This window comes from Pseudomonas triticifolii (assembly GCF_014358015.1).
In the GTDB taxonomy this organism is placed as follows: Bacteria; Pseudomonadota; Gammaproteobacteria; order Pseudomonadales; family Pseudomonadaceae; genus Aquipseudomonas; species Aquipseudomonas triticifolii.
Genome location: NZ_JACONV010000027.1, coordinates 16,765 through 32,683 on the forward strand (window position 1 = coordinate 16,765; position 15,919 = coordinate 32,683).

The 15,919-nt window shown below is 58.8% G+C and carries 16 protein-coding genes and 1 tRNA gene; 11 read left to right on the top strand and 6 right to left on the bottom strand.

Features of this window, described 5'->3' with window-relative positions:
- Window positions 1–44 precede the first annotated feature (44 nt).
- From murI to hemA, 5 genes are read right to left on the bottom strand one after another with little or no spacing between them, the layout of a single operon-like run.
- Window positions 45–860, bottom strand: coding sequence for a glutamate racemase (murI, locus tag H8S56_RS22325; RefSeq protein ID WP_187519821.1), 816 nt, complete (start codon window positions 858–860; stop codon window positions 45–47).
- Entirely contained in the window at window positions 853–1,623 is a 771-nt protein-coding gene (locus H8S56_RS22330; RefSeq protein WP_187519822.1) for a molybdopterin-synthase adenylyltransferase MoeB, read from the bottom strand. Before H8S56_RS22330 ends, murI begins: the two co-directional genes overlap by 8 nt.
- Window positions 1,617–2,450, bottom strand: coding sequence for a peptide chain release factor N(5)-glutamine methyltransferase (gene prmC, locus H8S56_RS22335; RefSeq protein ID WP_187519823.1), 834 nt, complete (start codon window positions 2,448–2,450; stop codon window positions 1,617–1,619). The genes H8S56_RS22330 and prmC overlap by 7 nt, the downstream gene beginning before the upstream one ends.
- Window positions 2,451–3,533, bottom strand: a complete 1,083-nt coding sequence (gene prfA / locus H8S56_RS22340; protein ID WP_187519824.1) for a peptide chain release factor 1 — start codon at window positions 3,531–3,533, stop codon at window positions 2,451–2,453. It abuts the gene before it with no gap.
- Window positions 3,530–4,807, bottom strand: coding sequence for a glutamyl-tRNA reductase (gene hemA, locus H8S56_RS22345; protein WP_187519825.1), 1,278 nt, complete (start codon window positions 4,805–4,807; stop codon window positions 3,530–3,532). Before hemA ends, prfA begins: the two co-directional genes overlap by 4 nt.
- 226 nt (window positions 4,808–5,033) lie before the next feature.
- Between hemA and H8S56_RS22350 the strand changes: the two genes are divergently transcribed.
- The 11 genes from H8S56_RS22350 to H8S56_RS22400 all read left to right on the top strand — a co-directional run bounded on the left by H8S56_RS22350 (window position 5,034) and on the right by H8S56_RS22400 (window position 14,890).
- A complete protein-coding gene (locus H8S56_RS22350; protein WP_080266009.1) occupies window positions 5,034–6,761 on the top strand; it encodes a tetratricopeptide repeat protein in 1,728 nt (575 codons plus the stop codon).
- Window positions 6,762–6,765: 4 nt separating this feature from the next.
- Window positions 6,766–7,383, top strand: a complete 618-nt coding sequence (gene lolB, locus H8S56_RS22355; protein WP_024686056.1) for a lipoprotein insertase outer membrane protein LolB — start codon at window positions 6,766–6,768, stop codon at window positions 7,381–7,383.
- Window positions 7,384–7,385: 2 nt separating this feature from the next.
- Window positions 7,386–8,234 carry a 4-(cytidine 5'-diphospho)-2-C-methyl-D-erythritol kinase gene (ispE, locus tag H8S56_RS22360; protein WP_024686057.1) on the top strand — a complete coding sequence of 283 codons (849 nt, stop codon included), beginning with the start codon at window positions 7,386–7,388 and terminating at the stop codon, window positions 8,232–8,234.
- A gap of 37 nt (window positions 8,235–8,271) precedes the next feature.
- Window positions 8,272–8,346 (top strand) — tRNA-Gln (locus H8S56_RS22365).
- Window positions 8,347–8,391: 45 nt separating this feature from the next.
- Entirely contained in the window at window positions 8,392–9,333 is a 942-nt protein-coding gene (locus tag H8S56_RS22370; protein ID WP_002552145.1) for a ribose-phosphate pyrophosphokinase, read from the top strand.
- A 138-nt stretch (window positions 9,334–9,471) separates the two neighbouring features.
- Window positions 9,472–10,080, top strand: coding sequence for a 50S ribosomal protein L25/general stress protein Ctc (locus H8S56_RS22375; protein ID WP_024686058.1), 609 nt, complete (start codon window positions 9,472–9,474; stop codon window positions 10,078–10,080).
- Between the two features lie 165 nt (window positions 10,081–10,245).
- Entirely contained in the window at window positions 10,246–10,830 is a 585-nt protein-coding gene (gene pth / locus H8S56_RS22380) for an aminoacyl-tRNA hydrolase (RefSeq protein WP_187519826.1), read from the top strand.
- Window positions 10,831–10,851: 21 nt separating this feature from the next.
- Entirely contained in the window at window positions 10,852–11,952 is a 1,101-nt protein-coding gene (gene ychF, locus H8S56_RS22385; protein ID WP_024686060.1) for a redox-regulated ATPase YchF, read from the top strand.
- Between the two features lie 198 nt (window positions 11,953–12,150).
- Entirely contained in the window at window positions 12,151–13,056 is a 906-nt protein-coding gene (gene rfbD, locus H8S56_RS22390; protein WP_187519827.1) for a dTDP-4-dehydrorhamnose reductase, read from the top strand.
- Window positions 13,053–13,943 carry a glucose-1-phosphate thymidylyltransferase RfbA gene (gene rfbA, locus H8S56_RS22395; RefSeq protein WP_024695384.1) on the top strand — a complete coding sequence of 297 codons (891 nt, stop codon included), beginning with the start codon at window positions 13,053–13,055 and terminating at the stop codon, window positions 13,941–13,943. The genes rfbD and rfbA overlap by 4 nt, the downstream gene beginning before the upstream one ends.
- A 44-nt stretch (window positions 13,944–13,987) precedes the next feature.
- A complete protein-coding gene (locus H8S56_RS22400) occupies window positions 13,988–14,890 on the top strand; it encodes a glycosyltransferase (RefSeq protein ID WP_187519828.1) in 903 nt (300 codons plus the stop codon).
- A 10-nt stretch (window positions 14,891–14,900) separates the two neighbouring features.
- Here the strand turns inward: H8S56_RS22400 and H8S56_RS22405 are convergent, their stop codons facing one another.
- Window positions 14,901–15,887 carry a glycosyltransferase family 2 protein gene (locus H8S56_RS22405; RefSeq protein WP_187519829.1) on the bottom strand — a complete coding sequence of 329 codons (987 nt, stop codon included), beginning with the start codon at window positions 15,885–15,887 and terminating at the stop codon, window positions 14,901–14,903.
- Window positions 15,888–15,919: the final 32 nt, after the last annotated feature.

Here is a 15,919-nt window from a genome sequence, read left to right on the forward strand (position 1 = left end):
ACGAAGCGTAAGTTCAGCCCCAAAACGCCTTTTTCACGTTTTTTTTACAAACTGAAGCTTCTCACATTGTCAGAACTTTTCCATAGGGCAGGTAGGATTTTTCTGAATTTGTCCGGATCGTCACTGGACCAATACACCGTCTCGCGCGCCGGGCCCGACGACAGCAGACCGGTATTGGTCAGAAGGCGCTGCAGTTGGCGCGCCACGGCTGCGCCGGTATCGATCAGGCTGATCGATTCAGGGAGCATTTGCTGCAGAAGCGGCTTGAGGAAGGGATAGTGCGTGCACCCCAGGATGATGGTGTCGCAACGAGCGGCCAGTAGCGGCTCGACATAACGTTCCAGCAGCTGACGAATCCGCTGGCTGTGCAGATCGCCGGTTTCGATCAGTTCGACCAGTCCAGGGCAAGGCTGAGTCACCACACGCACATCACTGGCAAACAGATCGAGCAACGCTGCAAAGCGCGCGCTCTGCAATGTCCCGGTGGTGGCCAGCACGCCCACCACACCGTTGCGTGTCGCCAGCGCTGCGGGTTTGACGGCAGGCTCCATGCCGACGATAGGCCAGTCAGGGTAACGCTGCCGGATATGGGCAACACCTGCCGCCGTGGCGGTATTGCACGCAACCACCAGCGCCTTGGCACCTTGCTCGCGAAAGAAACCGGCAATGGTCAGGCAACGCTCGATAATGAATTCCGGGCTTTTCTCGCCATAAGGAATGTGACCGCAGTCGGCCAGGTACATCAGCGATTCGTGGGGCAGCAACTGGCGAATTTCGCTCAGCACCGACAGCCCGCCTACGCCGGAATCGAATACACCGACAGGCGCATCGCCGCTGTAATTCATGTGAACCTCAGGCATGTCCGCCCTGCCCGCTCGCCACACCGCACACACGGCAACCCGGATCGCGCTTGACCTTCAGCTCTCGAAAACGGGTGCTCAGCGCATCGATCAGCAACAACCTGCCAACCATCGGCTCGCCAAAGCCTGCGAGCAGTTTCAAGGCTTCAAGCGCCTGCAGGCTGCCCACCAGGCCGACCAACGGACCGATGACGCCCGCTTCGCTACAGGTCAGCTCAGCCTCGCTGCCATGTCCATACAGGCAGTGATAACAAGGGCTTTCAGGACGACGCGGATCGAAGACAGACAATTGACCTTCAAGCCGGATGGCCGCGCCGCTGACCAAGGGTTTGCCTGCTGCCACACAGGCGGCATTGACCGCTTCGCGAGTGGAAAAGTTATCGGAGCAATCCAGCACCAGATCAACCGCCTGTACGGCAGCGCTCAACGAATCGGCGTCCAGCGCCTCGCGATGGGCGACCAGTTTCACTTCGGGGTTGATGGCGGTCAGGCGGGCGATGGCCGAATCCACTTTGGCCATGCCCACACTCGGCGTGTCATGGATGATCTGCCGTTGCAGATTGGTCAGGTCGACGCTGTCGAAATCCGCCAGATGCAGTTCACCCAGGCCCGCAGCGGCCAGGTAAAGCGCAACCGGCGAGCCAAGCCCGCCCATGCCGACCACCAGCGCACGACTCTGCCTGAGACGCAGTTGCCCCTCGATATCCACGTGTTGCAGCAGGATCTGACGGCTATAGCGCAACAGCTCCTGATCACTCAGCACGGCCTGCATCCAAAGGTAATGCGCTCGTGCTCACCGAGGTCGCGGCGAGTCTGTATGCGTTCGAAACCCTGCTGGATCAGCAGGTCGCGCACCGCGGCACCCTGATCATAACCATGCTCCAGCAACAACCAGCCACCCGGACTCAAATGGGCCGGTGCCTGGCCAATAATCATGCGTAAATCGTCCAGACCGTCCGCGCCTGCGGTCAGCGCACTGCTCGGTTCAAAACGCACATCACCGGCCGACAGATGTGGGTCGGCCTCGGCGATGTACGGCGGATTGCTGATGATCAGGTCAAATTGCCGCCCTTGCAACGCACTGAACCAGTGGCTTTCAAGAACTTCAGCGTTATCCAGCTGCAGTCGTTGGCGGTTGCGTTCGGCCAGGGCTACGGCTTCAGGCACACGATCGACAGCGGTCACTTTCCACTGCTGACGGTCGTTGGCCAGCGCCAGGCCGATGGCCCCGGTTCCGGTTCCCAGATCCAGCACCCTGGCTGGCGCAAAGGCAGGCACCTGCTCCAGTGCAGCTTCGACCAGCATCTCGGTTTCCGGACGCGGGATCAGCGTGTGCGGTGCCACTTCAAGGTCGAGCTTCCAGAAGCCTTGCTGACCCAGAATGTACGCCACCGGCTCGCCTGTGCGTCGGCGCCGCAGGTAATCGGCGAACGCCAGGGCCGCTTCGGTGCTGACAATACGCTCCGGCCAGGTGTGCAAAAAGCTGCGAGGTTTGCCCAGAGCGGCAGCGAGCAGCAGCTCGGCGTCGAGCCGCGCGGTCGGAGAATCGGGAATTTCAGCGCTTCTTAACAAGCTGGCGATGATGGTCATTTACTCACCCAGTGCCGCAAGTTGATCAGCATGATATTCAGCGAGTAGCGGCTCTATCACTGCATCGACTCCACCGGCCATTACTTCATCCAGTGAATACAACGTCAAATTCACACGGTGATCCGTCACTCGCCCCTGAGGGAAATTGTAGGTACGAATACGCTCCGAACGATCGCCCGAGCCTACGAGCAGTTTGCGCTCACTGGCGATTGCATTGGCGGCGGCGCTGGTCTGCTGATCGTTGAGCTTGGCAGACAGCCAGGACATCGCCCGGGCTCTGTTCTTGTGCTGCGAACGCTCTTCCTGACACTCGACAACAATACCTGACGGCAAGTGCGTGATGCGGATGGCCGAGTCAGTCTTGTTGACGTGCTGACCACCGGCACCGGACGAGCGATAGGTATCGACGCGCAGATCGGCCGGATTAATCTCGATGGCCTGCTGCTCATCGGGCTCGGGCAGAACCGCAACTGTGCAGGCCGAGGTATGAATACGCCCCTGGGACTCCGTCTCGGGCACACGTTGTACGCGGTGAGCACCGGACTCGAATTTCAGCTTGCCGTAGACGTTCTCGCCTTCGACACGGGCAATGACTTCCTTGTAGCCGCCGTGCTCGCCTTCGTTCTCGGACAGCACTTCAACACGCCAGCCACGTCGCTCCGCGTAACGCGAATACATGCGAAACAGATCACCGGAGAAAATCGCGGCCTCGTCGCCGCCAGTGCCGGCACGAATTTCCAGAAAGACGTTGCGCCCGTCGTTCGGGTCCTTGGGCAGCAACATGCGCTGCAACTGCGCCTCCAGCTCGACCAACTGCAGCTTGGTCTCGCGCACTTCCTCGACCGCCATTTCGCGCATGTCAGGGTCGCTGTCCTTGAGCAGCGCCTGTGCGCCCTCAAGGTCGGACACCAGCTTGATGCGCTGAGTGTAGAGCGCGATCACCGGCTCTACCTCGGCGTACTCACGGGAGTAGGCACGAAATTTGGTCTGATCGCTGATGACTTCTGCGTCGCCCAGCAACGCAGTCAGTTCCTCGAAGCGGTCGCTGAGCACATCCAGCTTGTTGAGCAGTGAAGCTTTCATTGCGGGGTTTTATCCGTCGAGCCCTCACCGAGGGCAAAAAGTTCCTGGGCCATGGCCAGCGCATCGACGCGGCCTTCGGCAGACAGCTTCTTGAGCTGAACGCTTGGCGCGTGCAGCAATTTATTGGTCAGACCGCGCGCGAGTTGAATCAGCACTTCTTCGGCATTGCCGCCATTGGCCAGCATCCGTTGCGCCTTGCTCAGTTCTTCGTCCCGCAACCGCTCGCTCTGCTGACGGTAGGCGCGCAGTACATCAACCGCTGCCAGCTCGCGCAGACGGGACATAAAGTCCTCGGCCCCGGCGCTGACCAGTTGTTCAGCCGCAAGGGCTGCGCCCTGACGACTCTTGAGATTCTCGGCGACGACTTCGTGCAGGTCGTCGACGCTGTACAGATAAACGTCATCCAGTTCGCCGACCTCGGGCTCGATATCCCGGGGTACGGCGATATCCACCATGAAGATCGGCTTGTGCTTGCGCAATTTGAGCGCGCTTTCCACCGCCCCCTTGCCAAGGATCGGCAACTGACTGGCCGTGGAGCTGATGACAATGTCGCTGTTGACCAGTTCGGCCGGAATATCCGACAACAGCACCGCGTGGGCACCGAACTCGGCCGCCAGAATACTCGCACGCTCCAGCGTACGGTTGGCCACCACGATACGTTTGACACCCAGATCGTGCAGGTGCCTGGCGACCAGCGTGATGGTCTCGCCCGCACCGATCAGCAACGCCTGACTGCGCTGCAGGTCACTGAAGATCTGTTTGGCCAGACTGACCGCGGCAAACGCCACCGATACGGGGTTTTCGCCGATGGCTGTGTCGGTGCGCACCTGCTTGGCGGCACTGAACGTGGCCTGAAACAGACGACCGAGCAACGGACCGACGGTACCCGCCTCGCGGGCCACAGCGTACGCCGATTTCATCTGACCGAGAATCTGCGGTTCGCCCAACACCAGCGAGTCCAGCCCCGACGCCACCCGCATCATGTGCCGAACAGCGTCATCGTCCTCATGAACGTAGGCGCTGGCGCGCAGCTCATCGAGACTCAGATGATGATAATCGGCAAGCCAGGCGAGGATCTGGTCGGCCGCCAACTGATCGTGCTCGATGTACAGCTCGCTTCGGTTGCACGTCGACAGGATGGCGGCCTCACGGCTGTCGGTCAGACGACATAGCTGCTGCAGGGCCTCAACCAACTGTTCCGGCGTAAATGCAACGCGCTCGCGAACGTCGACCGAGGCGGTCTTATGGTTGATACCAAGTGCAAGGAAGGCCATTCAGGGTCGCTGGTGGTGACGTGAAGCCGGCAATTGTCCTACTTCGATAAGCTCAGAACAACCACCGCATATTATTGTCCCACTAGAATCGCTCGTCGCAGGACACGCCAGAAGGCCTGCGACATCGCTAAAATCAGCATTACGGTAGTTTTTCCGACGGCTGTGGGTTTGCCACCAGCCTTGTGTCATGATGCTCCAAACCGCAGGTAAGCCGCCCTTTTTATATATGAATAGATCCTCCGCGCTGTTCCTCGCCCTCGCCTTTCTCGGTGGCTGTCAGTCCATGGCTCCGGTGTCTCCGCAGCCCGAGCCTGCCCGAAAAGACGCTCCGCCCGCGCCTGAAACCAAGCCGCAGGTCTATGGCTCGTTCACCCAGGAAACCCTGGTCAGCCTGCTGAGCGCCGAACTGGCTGGCCAACGCAATCGTTTCGATATTGCGCTGGACAACTATGTCACCCAGGCGATCAAGACTCAGGACCCGGGCGTTTCCGAGCGAGCCTATCGTATCGCCGAGTACCTGGGTGCCGATCAGTCGGCGCTGGACACTGCGATGATCTGGGCGAAAAACGACCCGACCAATCTTGAGGCACAACGCGCCGCTGCCATTCAGCTGGCGCGCTCGGGACGCTATGACGACTCCATGGTGTACATGGAAAAAGTCCTGCAGGGCCAGGGCGACACACATTTCGATTTTCTTGCGTTGTCTGCCGCCGAGACTGACTCCGACACCCGTAACGGGCTGCTCAAGAGTTTTGACCGGTTGCTCGGCAAATACCCGAACAATGGCCAGTTGATCTTCGGCAAGGCCCTGCTGCTGCAACAGAATGGCGACGCCGAACAATCGCTCAAACTGCTGGAAGACAACCCGCCGAAGGAAGGCGAAGTCGCGCCGATCCTCCTGCGCACCCGTCTGCTGCAGAGCATGGGGCGTGGCAAGGAAGCGCTGCCTATCCTGGAAAAAAGCATCAAGAAATACCCGGACGACAAGCGTCTGCGCCTGACCTATGCCCGCATGCTGGTCGAACAGAACCGCATGGAAGACGCCAAGGTGCAGTTCTCAAGCCTTGTGCAGCAGTACCCCGATGATGATGAACTGCGCTTTTCGCTGGCACTGGTCTGCCTGGAAGCCAAGGCCTGGGACGAAGCGGCAGGCTACCTCGAAGAGCTGATTGAACGCGGCGCTCACGTTGACTCGGCGCACTTGAACCTGGGCCGCATTCATGAAGAGAAAGACGACCCGCAAAGCGCGCTGGACGAATACGCTCAGGTTGGCCCCGGTACCGACTTCCTGACCGCCCAGTTGCGTCAGAGCGATATTCTGATCAGCAACGGCAATGCTGCCGAAGCCTCCAGGCGGCTGGCAGAGGCACGTGCCGATCAGCCGGATTACGCCATCCAGTTGTACCTGATCGAAGCAGAAACCCTGACCAGCAACAATCATGCGGATCGTGGCTGGCAGGTACTCAGCCAGGCGCTCAAGCAATACCCGGACGACGTCAACCTGCTTTATACCCGTGCCATGCTGGCGGAGAAGCGCAACGATCTGGCGCAGATGGAGAAAGACCTGCGGGCGATCATCAAGCGCGAACCGGAAAACGCCATGGCGCTCAACGCGCTGGGTTACACCCTCTCGGACCGCACCACGCGCTACGCCGAGGCCAAGGACCTGATCGAAAAGGCCCTCGCGCTGACGCCTGACGACCCTGCGGTTCTCGACAGCCTCGGCTGGGTGAACTACCGACTGGGCAACCTGGACGAGGCCGAGCGCTTGCTGCGCAGGGCGCTTGAACGCTTCCCCGACCACGAAGTCGCCGCTCACCTGGGCGAAGTATTGTGGGCCAAGGGTGAACAGCGCGAAGCCCGAAAAGTGTGGGGCAAGGCCCTGGAACAACAACCCGATAGCCCTATTCTGCGCAGCACACTGCGGCGCTTGACCGGATCAGAGACCCTTTGACGTTATGTTTTTGCGCCACGTAGTTGTATTCAGCCTCATCGCCCTGCTCGCCGGCTGCGCCGGCCTCACCTCCCGCGAAGCGGTTCAGGGCAAGGGCGATCCCGCGCAATGGCGCGAACACAAACAACAACTGAGCAGCCTCGACGGCTGGCAGATCAACGGCAAGGTCGGCATTCGTGCACCGAAGGATTCCGGCAGTGGCACGTTGTTCTGGCTGCAACGCCAGGATTATTACGATATTCGCCTTTCCGGCCCTCTGGGACGCGGCGCGGCACGTCTGACCGGCAGACCTGGCGCTGTCTCGCTCGAAGTGGCGAATCAAGGCCGCTACGAAGCCAAAACGCCTGAAGAACTGCTTCAGGACCAGTTGGGCTGGAGACTTCCGGTATCGCACCTGGTCTGGTGGGTCCGTGGCCTGCCTGCGCCGGACAGCAAAAGCCAGGTCACGCTGGATGGCGACAGCCGCCTGGCCAGTCTTGACCAGGATGGCTGGCAGGTCGAATACCTCAGTTATGTCGAACAGAATGGCTTCTGGCTGCCCGAGCGCGTGAAACTGCATGGCCAGGACCTCGATGTCACGCTGGTCATCAAGGACTGGCAGCCTCGCAAACTGGGGCAGTGATCATGCGCACACCACAACTGGTACTGCCCGCCCCGGCAAAACTCAACCTCATGCTGCACATTCTTGGACGTCGTCCCGACGGCTATCACGAACTGCAGACCCTCTTTCAGTTCCTCGATTACGGGGACGAACTGGGCTTTGCGGTTCGGGAAGACGGCGAGATACGTCTGCAGACCGAAGTGCCCGGCGTCCCGCATGACAGCAACCTGATCGTCAAGGCAGCCCGCGCACTGCAAGCACAGTCGGGTTGCACACTGGGAATGGACATCTGGCTGGAAAAGCGTCTGCCCATGGGCGGCGGCATCGGCGGCGGAAGCTCTGATGCGGCGACCACACTGCTGGGCCTGAACCACTTGTGGAATCTTGGCTGGGATGAAGATCGCCTGGCCGCACTGGGCCTGACGCTGGGCGCGGATGTTCCGGTTTTCGTGCGTGGACATGCAGCCTTTGCCGAAGGCGTCGGAGAAATTCTGACCCCTGTAAACCCCGAAGAACCGTGGTATTTGGTGCTTGTGCCGCAAGTCGCTGTAAGTACAGCAGAAATTTTTTCAGATCCGTTGTTGACACGCGACTCTGCTCCCATTAAAGTGCGCCCCGTTCCCAAGGGAAACAGTCGAAATGACTGTAAAGCGGTTGTAGAGAGGCGTTACCCTGAAGTACGTAACGCTTTGAATTTGTTAGGTAATTTTACCGAAGCAAAATTAACCGGAACTGGAAGTTGTGTGTTTGGGGCCTTCCCAAACAAAGCTGAAGCTGATAAAGTCTCGGCCCTTCTTACAGAGACCCTTACAGGGTTTGTAGCGAAAGGAAGCAACATCTCGATGTTGCATCGCAAGCTTCAAAATCTGTAGCAGGAATTGAGTGCTAGGCACTCGATTGATTCAATACAGGGGCGTCGCCAAGCGGTAAGGCAGCAGGTTTTGATCCTGCCATGCGTTGGTTCGAATCCAGCCGCCCCTGCCATTTTCTATACTCATCCAGGTTACCCTCAGCCTCTAGGTACTGCGCGTGTCCAAGATGATGGTCTTTACGGGGAATGCTAACCCCGATCTCGCTCGGCGTGTAGTACGTCAGCTGCATATCCCACTGGGTGATGTTTCTGTTGGAAAGTTTTCCGACGGCGAAATCAGCACTGAGATTAATGAAAACGTCCGCGGTAAAGACGTCTTCATCATTCAGCCGACCTGCGCACCGACAAACGATAACCTGATGGAACTCGTCGTGATGGCTGATGCCTTCCGCCGCTCCTCAGCGTCCCGAATCACTGCTGTGATTCCCTACTTTGGTTATGCCCGTCAGGATCGCCGTCCGCGTTCCGCACGTGTTGCTATCAGCGCGAAAGTCGTTGCCGATATGCTGACCGTGGTGGGTATCGATCGTGTTCTCACGGTTGATCTTCATGCTGACCAGATCCAGGGTTTCTTCGATATTCCGGTAGATAACATCTACGGCTCCCCCGTTCTGGTGGATGACATCGAAGACCAGCGCTTTGAAAATCTGATGATCGTTTCCCCGGATATCGGCGGTGTCGTGCGTGCACGTGCAGTGGCCAAATCCCTGGGCGTCGATCTCGGGATCATCGACAAACGCCGTGAGAAAGCCAATCACTCTGAAGTGATGCATATCATCGGTGATGTCGAAGGGCGTACCTGTATTCTGGTCGACGACATGGTCGATACCGCCGGCACTTTGTGTCATGCGGCCAAGGCCCTGAAAGAGCATGGCGCTGCCAAGGTTTTTGCCTACTGCACACACCCTGTGCTGTCGGGTCGGGCGATCGAAAACATTGAAAATTCCGTGCTGGACGAACTGGTGGTGACCAACACCATCCCGTTGTCCGCAGCAGCACAAGCCTGTAGCCGTATCCGCCAACTGGATATCGCACCGGTAGTCGCCGAAGCGGTTCGCCGCATCAGCAACGAAGAATCGATCAGCGCGATGTTCCGCTAAGGGTTCTCCCTCAGCCTGCATTTCGTCGACGAAAAGCGCCCCGCCCTGGCATCCGGTCAGGGCGGGGCTTTTTTGCCCATATAGCTCTGGCGCTGGTCGCAAACGCCATTGTGAATGTGGTTATTTTGGAGAAACAACATGAACGATTTTACTCTGAATGCTGAACAGCGTTCCGACCTGGGGAAAGGTGCGAGCCGCCGCCTGCGTCGTATCGCTAGCCTGGTTCCAGCTGTTGTCTACGGTGGCGACAAAGCCCCTGAGTCCATCAGCATGCTGGCCAAGGAAGTTGCAAAACTGCTCGAAAACGAAGCTGCTTTCAGCCACGTTATCGAACTGAACGTTGCTGGCAAGAAGCAGAACGTCCTGATCAAGGCACTGCAGCGTCACCCGGCCAAAGGCCACGTGATGCACGCTGACTTCGTGCGCGTAATCGCAGGTCAGAAACTGACCGCTATCGTGCCGATCCACTTCATCAACGAAGAAGCTCCGGTCAAGAAAGGCGGCGAGATCTCGCACACTACCACTGAACTGGAAGTGACCTGCCTGCCTAAAGACCTGCCTGAGTTCATCGAAGTTGATCTGGGCGCGCTGGAAATCGGTTCGAACGTTCACCTGTCCGAGCTGAAAGCTCCTAAAGGCGTTGAGTTCGTAGCACTGGCACACGGTACTGACCTGGCAATCGCCAACGTTCACGCACCACGTGTTGTTGCTGAAGACACCGAAGCAGAAGAAGGCGCAGCAGAGTAATTTCATTACTGTGTAGCGTCGGAGTTGCTCTGGAAACATCGCGAGCGATAGCAGGCAAAACGGGCGAGATCGCGGAGTTTACATCATGGTAAATGAGCAGTTTCCGTTCGCATTGCCGCTGTCGCCAGCGGTTTGATCCACAACTCCAAAGGAAGAGCCCCTGTCGTGACCGCCATACAACTGATCGTTGGCCTGGGAAATCCAGGCGCTGAATACGAACAGACCCGGCATAACGCAGGGGCTCTTTTCGTTGAGCGTATTGCTGCGGCGCAACGAGTCAACCTCGTTCCCGAGCGCAAATTCTTTGGCCTGACCGGACGCTTCACGCATCAGGGTCAGGATGTTCGTCTGCTGATCCCCACCACGTACATGAACCGCAGCGGCCAGGCCGTGGCGGCACTCGCCGGCTTCTATCGCATCCCGGTCGACTCGATACTGGTGGCGCACGACGAGCTGGATCTACCTCTAGGCGTTGCCAAACTCAAAGTGGGCGGCGGCCATGGCGGGCATAACGGTCTGCGCGACATCATCGCGCAACTGGGTAATCAGAACACTTTTCATCGCTTGCGGCTTGGCATCGGCCACCCGGGCGATGCCAGCAAGGTGTCCGGTTTTGTCCTGGGTCGAGCGCCGCGCGCCGAGCAGGAAAAACTGGACGCCAGTATCGACTTTGCCCTCGGCGTGCTGCCGGATATCTTCGCCGGTGAATGGAACCGGGCGATGAAAAACCTGCACAGCCAGAAGGCCTGACATCACTCGAGGGGAAACACCATGGGATTCAATTGCGGCATCGTCGGCCTGCCTAACGTCGGCAAGTCCACCCTGTTCAACGCCCTGACCAAATCGGGTATCGCGGCCGAGAACTTCCCCTTCTGCACCATCGAGCCGAACAGCGGCATCGTACCGATGCCTGACCCACGCCTGGCTGCACTGGCTGCGATCGTTAACCCGAAGCGCATCCTGCCGACCACCATGGAGTTCGTCGACATCGCAGGCCTGGTGGAAGGCGCTTCGAAGGGTGAAGGCCTGGGCAACAAGTTCCTGGCCAACATTCGCGAAACCGACGCTATCGCTCACGTAGTGCGCTGCTTCGAAGACGACAACGTGATCCACGTCTCCAACAGCGTCGATCCAAAGCGCGACATCGAGATCATTGACCTCGAATTGATCTTCGCTGACCTGGACAGCTGCGAAAAACAGCTGCAGAAAGTCACCCGCAACGCCAAGGGCGGCGACAAGGACGCAGTGGTCCAGAAAGGCCTGCTCGAGCAACTGATCAGCCACTTCACCGAAGGCAAGCCGGCACGCAGCCTGATGAAGTCCATGAGCAATGACGAGAAAGCCGTCATTCGTGGTTTCCACCTGCTGACCACTAAACCGGTCATGTACATCGCCAACGTCGCTGAAGACGGTTTCGAAGACAATCCGCTGCTGGACGTGGTTCGCGCCATCGCTGAAGAAGAAGGCGCGATGCTGGTTCCGGTCTGCAACAAGATCGAAGCAGAAATCGCCGAGCTGGATGACGGCGAAGAGAAGGATATGTTCCTCGAAGCACTGGGCCTTGAAGAGCCCGGCCTGAACCGCGTGATCCGTGCAGGCTACGAAATGCTGCACTTGCAGACCTACTTCACCGCAGGCGTCGAAGAAGTCCGCGCCTGGACCGTGCGCGTTGGTGCTACCGCGCCTCAGGCTGCCGGCGTGATCCACACCGACTTCGAAAAAGGCTTCATCCGCGCCGAGTGCGTCGCCTACGACGACTTCATCCAGTACAAGGGTGAGGCCGGTGCCAAGGAAGCGGGCAAATGGCGTCTGGAAGGCAAGGACTACATCGTCAAGGACGGTGACGTGCTGCACTTCCGTTTTAACGTCTGATCCGCTAAAGACGTCGCTGCGCACCGCGACATAGCCTTAAGCCCAAAAAGCCCCGTTGATCGGGGCTTTTTGCGTTTCCGGGCAAGCGTCAGCACATGGCCTGCATGCTAACCTCATCACTGACAAACGGGATCGGGCAAACACAACCTGCTGCCGCTCCAGAATCGACAAGAACCACACAGTGCGCGCCGATAACTCATGAAAATTCTTCTGCTGGGAAAAAACGGTCAGGTGGGCTGGGAGCTGCAACGCTCGCTGGCAGTGATGGGCGAAGTGATTGCACTTGATCGTCAGACGGTATCAAGCGCGTATGGCGAACTCGCCGGTGATTTAGCCGACCTGACCCTGCTGCGCGAGACGATTCGTCGTGTTCAGCCTCAGGTCATCGTCAACGCTGCCGCCTACACTGCGGTCGATAAGGCCGAGACCGAGCGTGAACTGGCGCACAGGGTCAACGCCCTCGCCTGCCAGGTTATGGCGCAGGAGGCCTGCGCTCTGGATGCCCTGCTGGTTCACTACTCCACCGATTACGTCTTTGACGGCTCGGGAAGCACGTCCTGGAAAGAGACCGATGCGGTGTCGCCCGTCAATTACTACGGCGCGACCAAGCTCGAAGGCGAGCAGTTGATCATCGCGTCGGGCTGCAAGCACCTGATTTTCCGTACCAGTTGGGTGTATGCAGCCCGCGGTAATAATTTCGCAAAAACGATGTTACGACTGGCCAGGGATCGCGATGCACTCAGCGTCATTGCGGATCAGATTGGTGCACCTACAGGCGCTGAACTGCTGGCCGATATAGCGACAGCAGCTTTGCAGCAGGCACTCGCACGACCGCAACTGTGCGGGGTTTATCATCTGGCGCCCGCAGGGGAAGTGTCCTGGCACGCGTATGCGAGCTACGTCATCGATGTTGCCCGCGCCCAGGGTCAGACGCTGAACGTGCAGTCCATCAACCCTATTGCGACGACCGAGTACCCGACACCGGCAAGGCGTCCGCTGAACTCGCGCCTGAATACAGAGAAGCTGCGAAACAATTTTTCGCTGCATTTGCCCGACTGGCAAACTGGCGTTACCCGAATGCTTACGGAAATCCTGACCCCATGACGTCTATCAATCGTAAAGGCATCATCCTGGCTGGCGGATCAGGCACGCGCTTGCACCCGCTGACCCTTGGCGTATCCAAACAGATGCTGCCGATCTACGACAAACCGATGATTTTCTATCCACTGTCAGTGCTGATGCTGGCGGGCATGCGTGAAATCCTGATTATTTCAACGCCTGATGACTTGCCCGGTTTCCGCAAGCTGTTGGGCGATGGCAGCCAATACGGCATAACGCTCAGCTATATCGAGCAGCCCAGCCCCGACGGACTGGCACAGGCGTTCATTCTGGGCGAGTCATTCATCGGACAAGACCCCTGCTGCCTGATTCTGGGCGACAATATTTTCTACGGGCAGCATTTCTCCGACAACCTGCGTTCGGCCAATGAGCGAACCACAGGGGCAACGGTCTTCGGCTATCACGTCTCCGACCCGCAGCGCTTTGGTGTCATTGAGTTCGATGAAAGCGGCCGGGCGCTGAGCATCGAAGAAAAGCCAGCGATGCCCAAGTCCAACTACGCCGTGACCGGCCTCTACTTTTACGACAACCAGGTGGTAGACATCGCCAAACGCATCAAGCCTTCGGCGCGTGGCGAACTGGAAATCACCGATGTAAACAGCGCGTACCTGCAACAGCGCGAACTGACGGTGGAACTGCTGGGACGGGGTTTCGCCTGGCTCGATACCGGTACACACGAGTCGTTGCTGGAAGCCAGCCACTTCGTGCATACCATCGAGCAACGTCAGGGGCTGAAAGTCGCCTGCCTTGAAGAAATTGCTTACACCAACGGCTGGATCACCGCTCAGCAACTGGGTGAGCAGGCCGAGAAACTCAAAAAAACCGGCTATGGGCAGTATCTGCAGAAGCTTCTGGATCTGGGATCGTTTTAATACGGCCGACCTTTACACATCATTAGCGCAGGGTTGCGACTTTTATGTGTTCAGATCTTCCCAGGGTGGCCGTGCTGCTGGCCGCCTACAACGGCATGTCGTGGCTGGAAGAACAGCTCGACTCCATCCAGAGGCAGGCGGCAGTCGCTGTCAGCGTCTTCATCAGTGTCGACGCGTCCAGCGACGGCACTGAAGCCTGGTGTGCCGCCTACACGCAGCGACACGCCAATACCACCTTGCTGGCACCAGCAGGCCCATTCGGGGGCGCAGCCGGCAATTTCTTCCGCCTGATTCGCGACGTGGATTGTTCGGACGTCGACTACGTGGCGTTCGCCGATCAGGATGACGTCTGGTACGCGGACAAGCTTCATCGCGCCGTCTCGACCTTGAAGTCAGGGCACCTGGACGCCTACTCCAGCAATGTCATCGCCTTCTGGCCGGATGGGCGACGCCTGCTGCTGGACAAGGCTCAGCCTCAAGTGCGCTGGGACTATCTGTTTGAAGCCGCAGGACCCGGCTGCACCTACGTCACGACGCGTCGCCTGGCAAACGCGCTGAAGGTGTCGGTGCGCGATCAATGGGATCTTGTGCAACACGTCGACCTTCATGACTGGTACTGCTACGCCTTCGCCCGCACGCATGATTTCAAATGGTTCATCGATCCCGTGCCCGGCCTGGATTACCGGCAGCACGGGCACAACCAGATCGGAGCAAATGCCGGCCTCGCATCGTTCACCGCCAGGTTGAGCCGAATCGTGAACAACTGGTGGCCTGAACAGGTGATACTCATCGGCCGTCTGGCTGGCAACAGCACGATGTTCGAACCGCCACGCACAAAGCGCTTGTCCTTTCTCAGGCTGATCCCCAAAGCCGGCCAGTGCCGCAGGCGGACACGGGACAAGTTTCTGTTTGTGATTGCGTGTCTGGCGGCCGCCCTGAGACGCTGACCTGACGAACTCACACCTTCCCCAGGCATACGGCCAGCAACAGACTCAGATTGCCTCGAAGTGTCTGTCGATAAACGCCCGCCTCGCGAAACGCTCGTACACGCCCGAGAACGCCTTGACTGCGGCTCCTCTCGAAACACGCCAGTACGTATCGATTCTCTTCGGTCAGTACGTGCTCAAACGTGTGCAGAATCGAAAGGTTCGAATCATTCCACTGCATGAAGCGTCCCGACAGCGTCTTGTAGACACGCATCATCCGGTCACGAGCGCTTACGTTCGCGCCGATCAGGTTGGCACCATGCTGCCGGTAATCAAGGCTTGGCGCAGCCTCATAGATCACCCGCCCGCCACAACCGGTCACCAACAGGTAGGTCAGCCAGTCGTGAGCGACCAAGGGAGTCTGCCTAGGGAGTTGCAGAAGCAGACTGCGAGCAGCCTGATTGATCAGCATCGTGTTGGCACCCGCCAGGCTCTGGACCAGGGCGTTACGGAAGGAAGGCGGTTTAGCGAACAGCGCCGAAACGCCAATCACCTGTAGCCGGGCATCGACCAGACGGGTCCGGGAGCAATAGAGCGCAGGGGTGTGCCCGCTGATGCACGCAAGGCGGTTCACGCTTCGCATCAGCTTGTCGCTGAACCAGACATCATCCTGATCGCTGAACGCGAAGTAGTCGGCGCTCAGCTCGACTCGCTGGACCAGGGAAATGAAATTCTCGGCAAAGCCTCTGCAAGGGCCGCTGAACACGTTAAGCCGATCATGCCCCCAACGGCGCCGGTACTCGGCAAGAATGTCGCGTGTCGAGTCGGTCGAGGCGTCATCGGACACGTAGAGCGTCCAGTTCGAAAAGGTCTGTGCGGCAAATGAGTCGAGTTGCTCCCTGAGGTATGCGGCACCGTTGCAGGTGCACATCAGGATCGCCACACGGGGATACTCTTTGGCGCAGCGCCCGGTCGAGAGAGGAAGGTGATCCGGTGACGGCGCAGCGTCGTTCTCCATGGCATTCTCAGTGGTGTGAGTGCGGGAACTTC

What these genes read in the sequence shown, in the direction of transcription:
- murI (WP_187519821.1), bottom strand. Translation starts at nt 860, where the DNA reads ATGCCTGAGGTTCACATGAATTACAGCGGCGATGCGCCTGTCGGTGTA.
- prmC (WP_187519823.1), bottom strand. Translation starts at nt 2,450, where the DNA reads ATGACCATCATCGCCAGCTTGTTAAGAAGCGCTGAAATTCCCGATTCT.
- prfA (WP_187519824.1), bottom strand. Translation starts at nt 3,533, where the DNA reads ATGAAAGCTTCACTGCTCAACAAGCTGGATGTGCTCAGCGACCGCTTC.
- hemA (WP_187519825.1), bottom strand. Translation starts at nt 4,807, where the DNA reads ATGGCCTTCCTTGCACTTGGTATCAACCATAAGACCGCCTCGGTCGAC.
- H8S56_RS22350 (WP_080266009.1), top strand. Translation starts at nt 5,034, where the DNA reads ATGAATAGATCCTCCGCGCTGTTCCTCGCCCTCGCCTTTCTCGGTGGC.
- lolB (WP_024686056.1), top strand. Translation starts at nt 6,766, where the DNA reads ATGTTTTTGCGCCACGTAGTTGTATTCAGCCTCATCGCCCTGCTCGCC.
- ispE (WP_024686057.1), top strand. Translation starts at nt 7,386, where the DNA reads ATGCGCACACCACAACTGGTACTGCCCGCCCCGGCAAAACTCAACCTC.
- H8S56_RS22375 (WP_024686058.1), top strand. Translation starts at nt 9,472, where the DNA reads ATGAACGATTTTACTCTGAATGCTGAACAGCGTTCCGACCTGGGGAAA.
- ychF (WP_024686060.1), top strand. Translation starts at nt 10,852, where the DNA reads ATGGGATTCAATTGCGGCATCGTCGGCCTGCCTAACGTCGGCAAGTCC.
- rfbD (WP_187519827.1), top strand. Translation starts at nt 12,151, where the DNA reads ATGAAAATTCTTCTGCTGGGAAAAAACGGTCAGGTGGGCTGGGAGCTG.
- rfbA (WP_024695384.1), top strand. Translation starts at nt 13,053, where the DNA reads ATGACGTCTATCAATCGTAAAGGCATCATCCTGGCTGGCGGATCAGGC.
- H8S56_RS22400 (WP_187519828.1), top strand. Translation starts at nt 13,988, where the DNA reads ATGTGTTCAGATCTTCCCAGGGTGGCCGTGCTGCTGGCCGCCTACAAC.
- H8S56_RS22405 (WP_187519829.1), bottom strand. Translation starts at nt 15,887, where the DNA reads ATGGAGAACGACGCTGCGCCGTCACCGGATCACCTTCCTCTCTCGACC.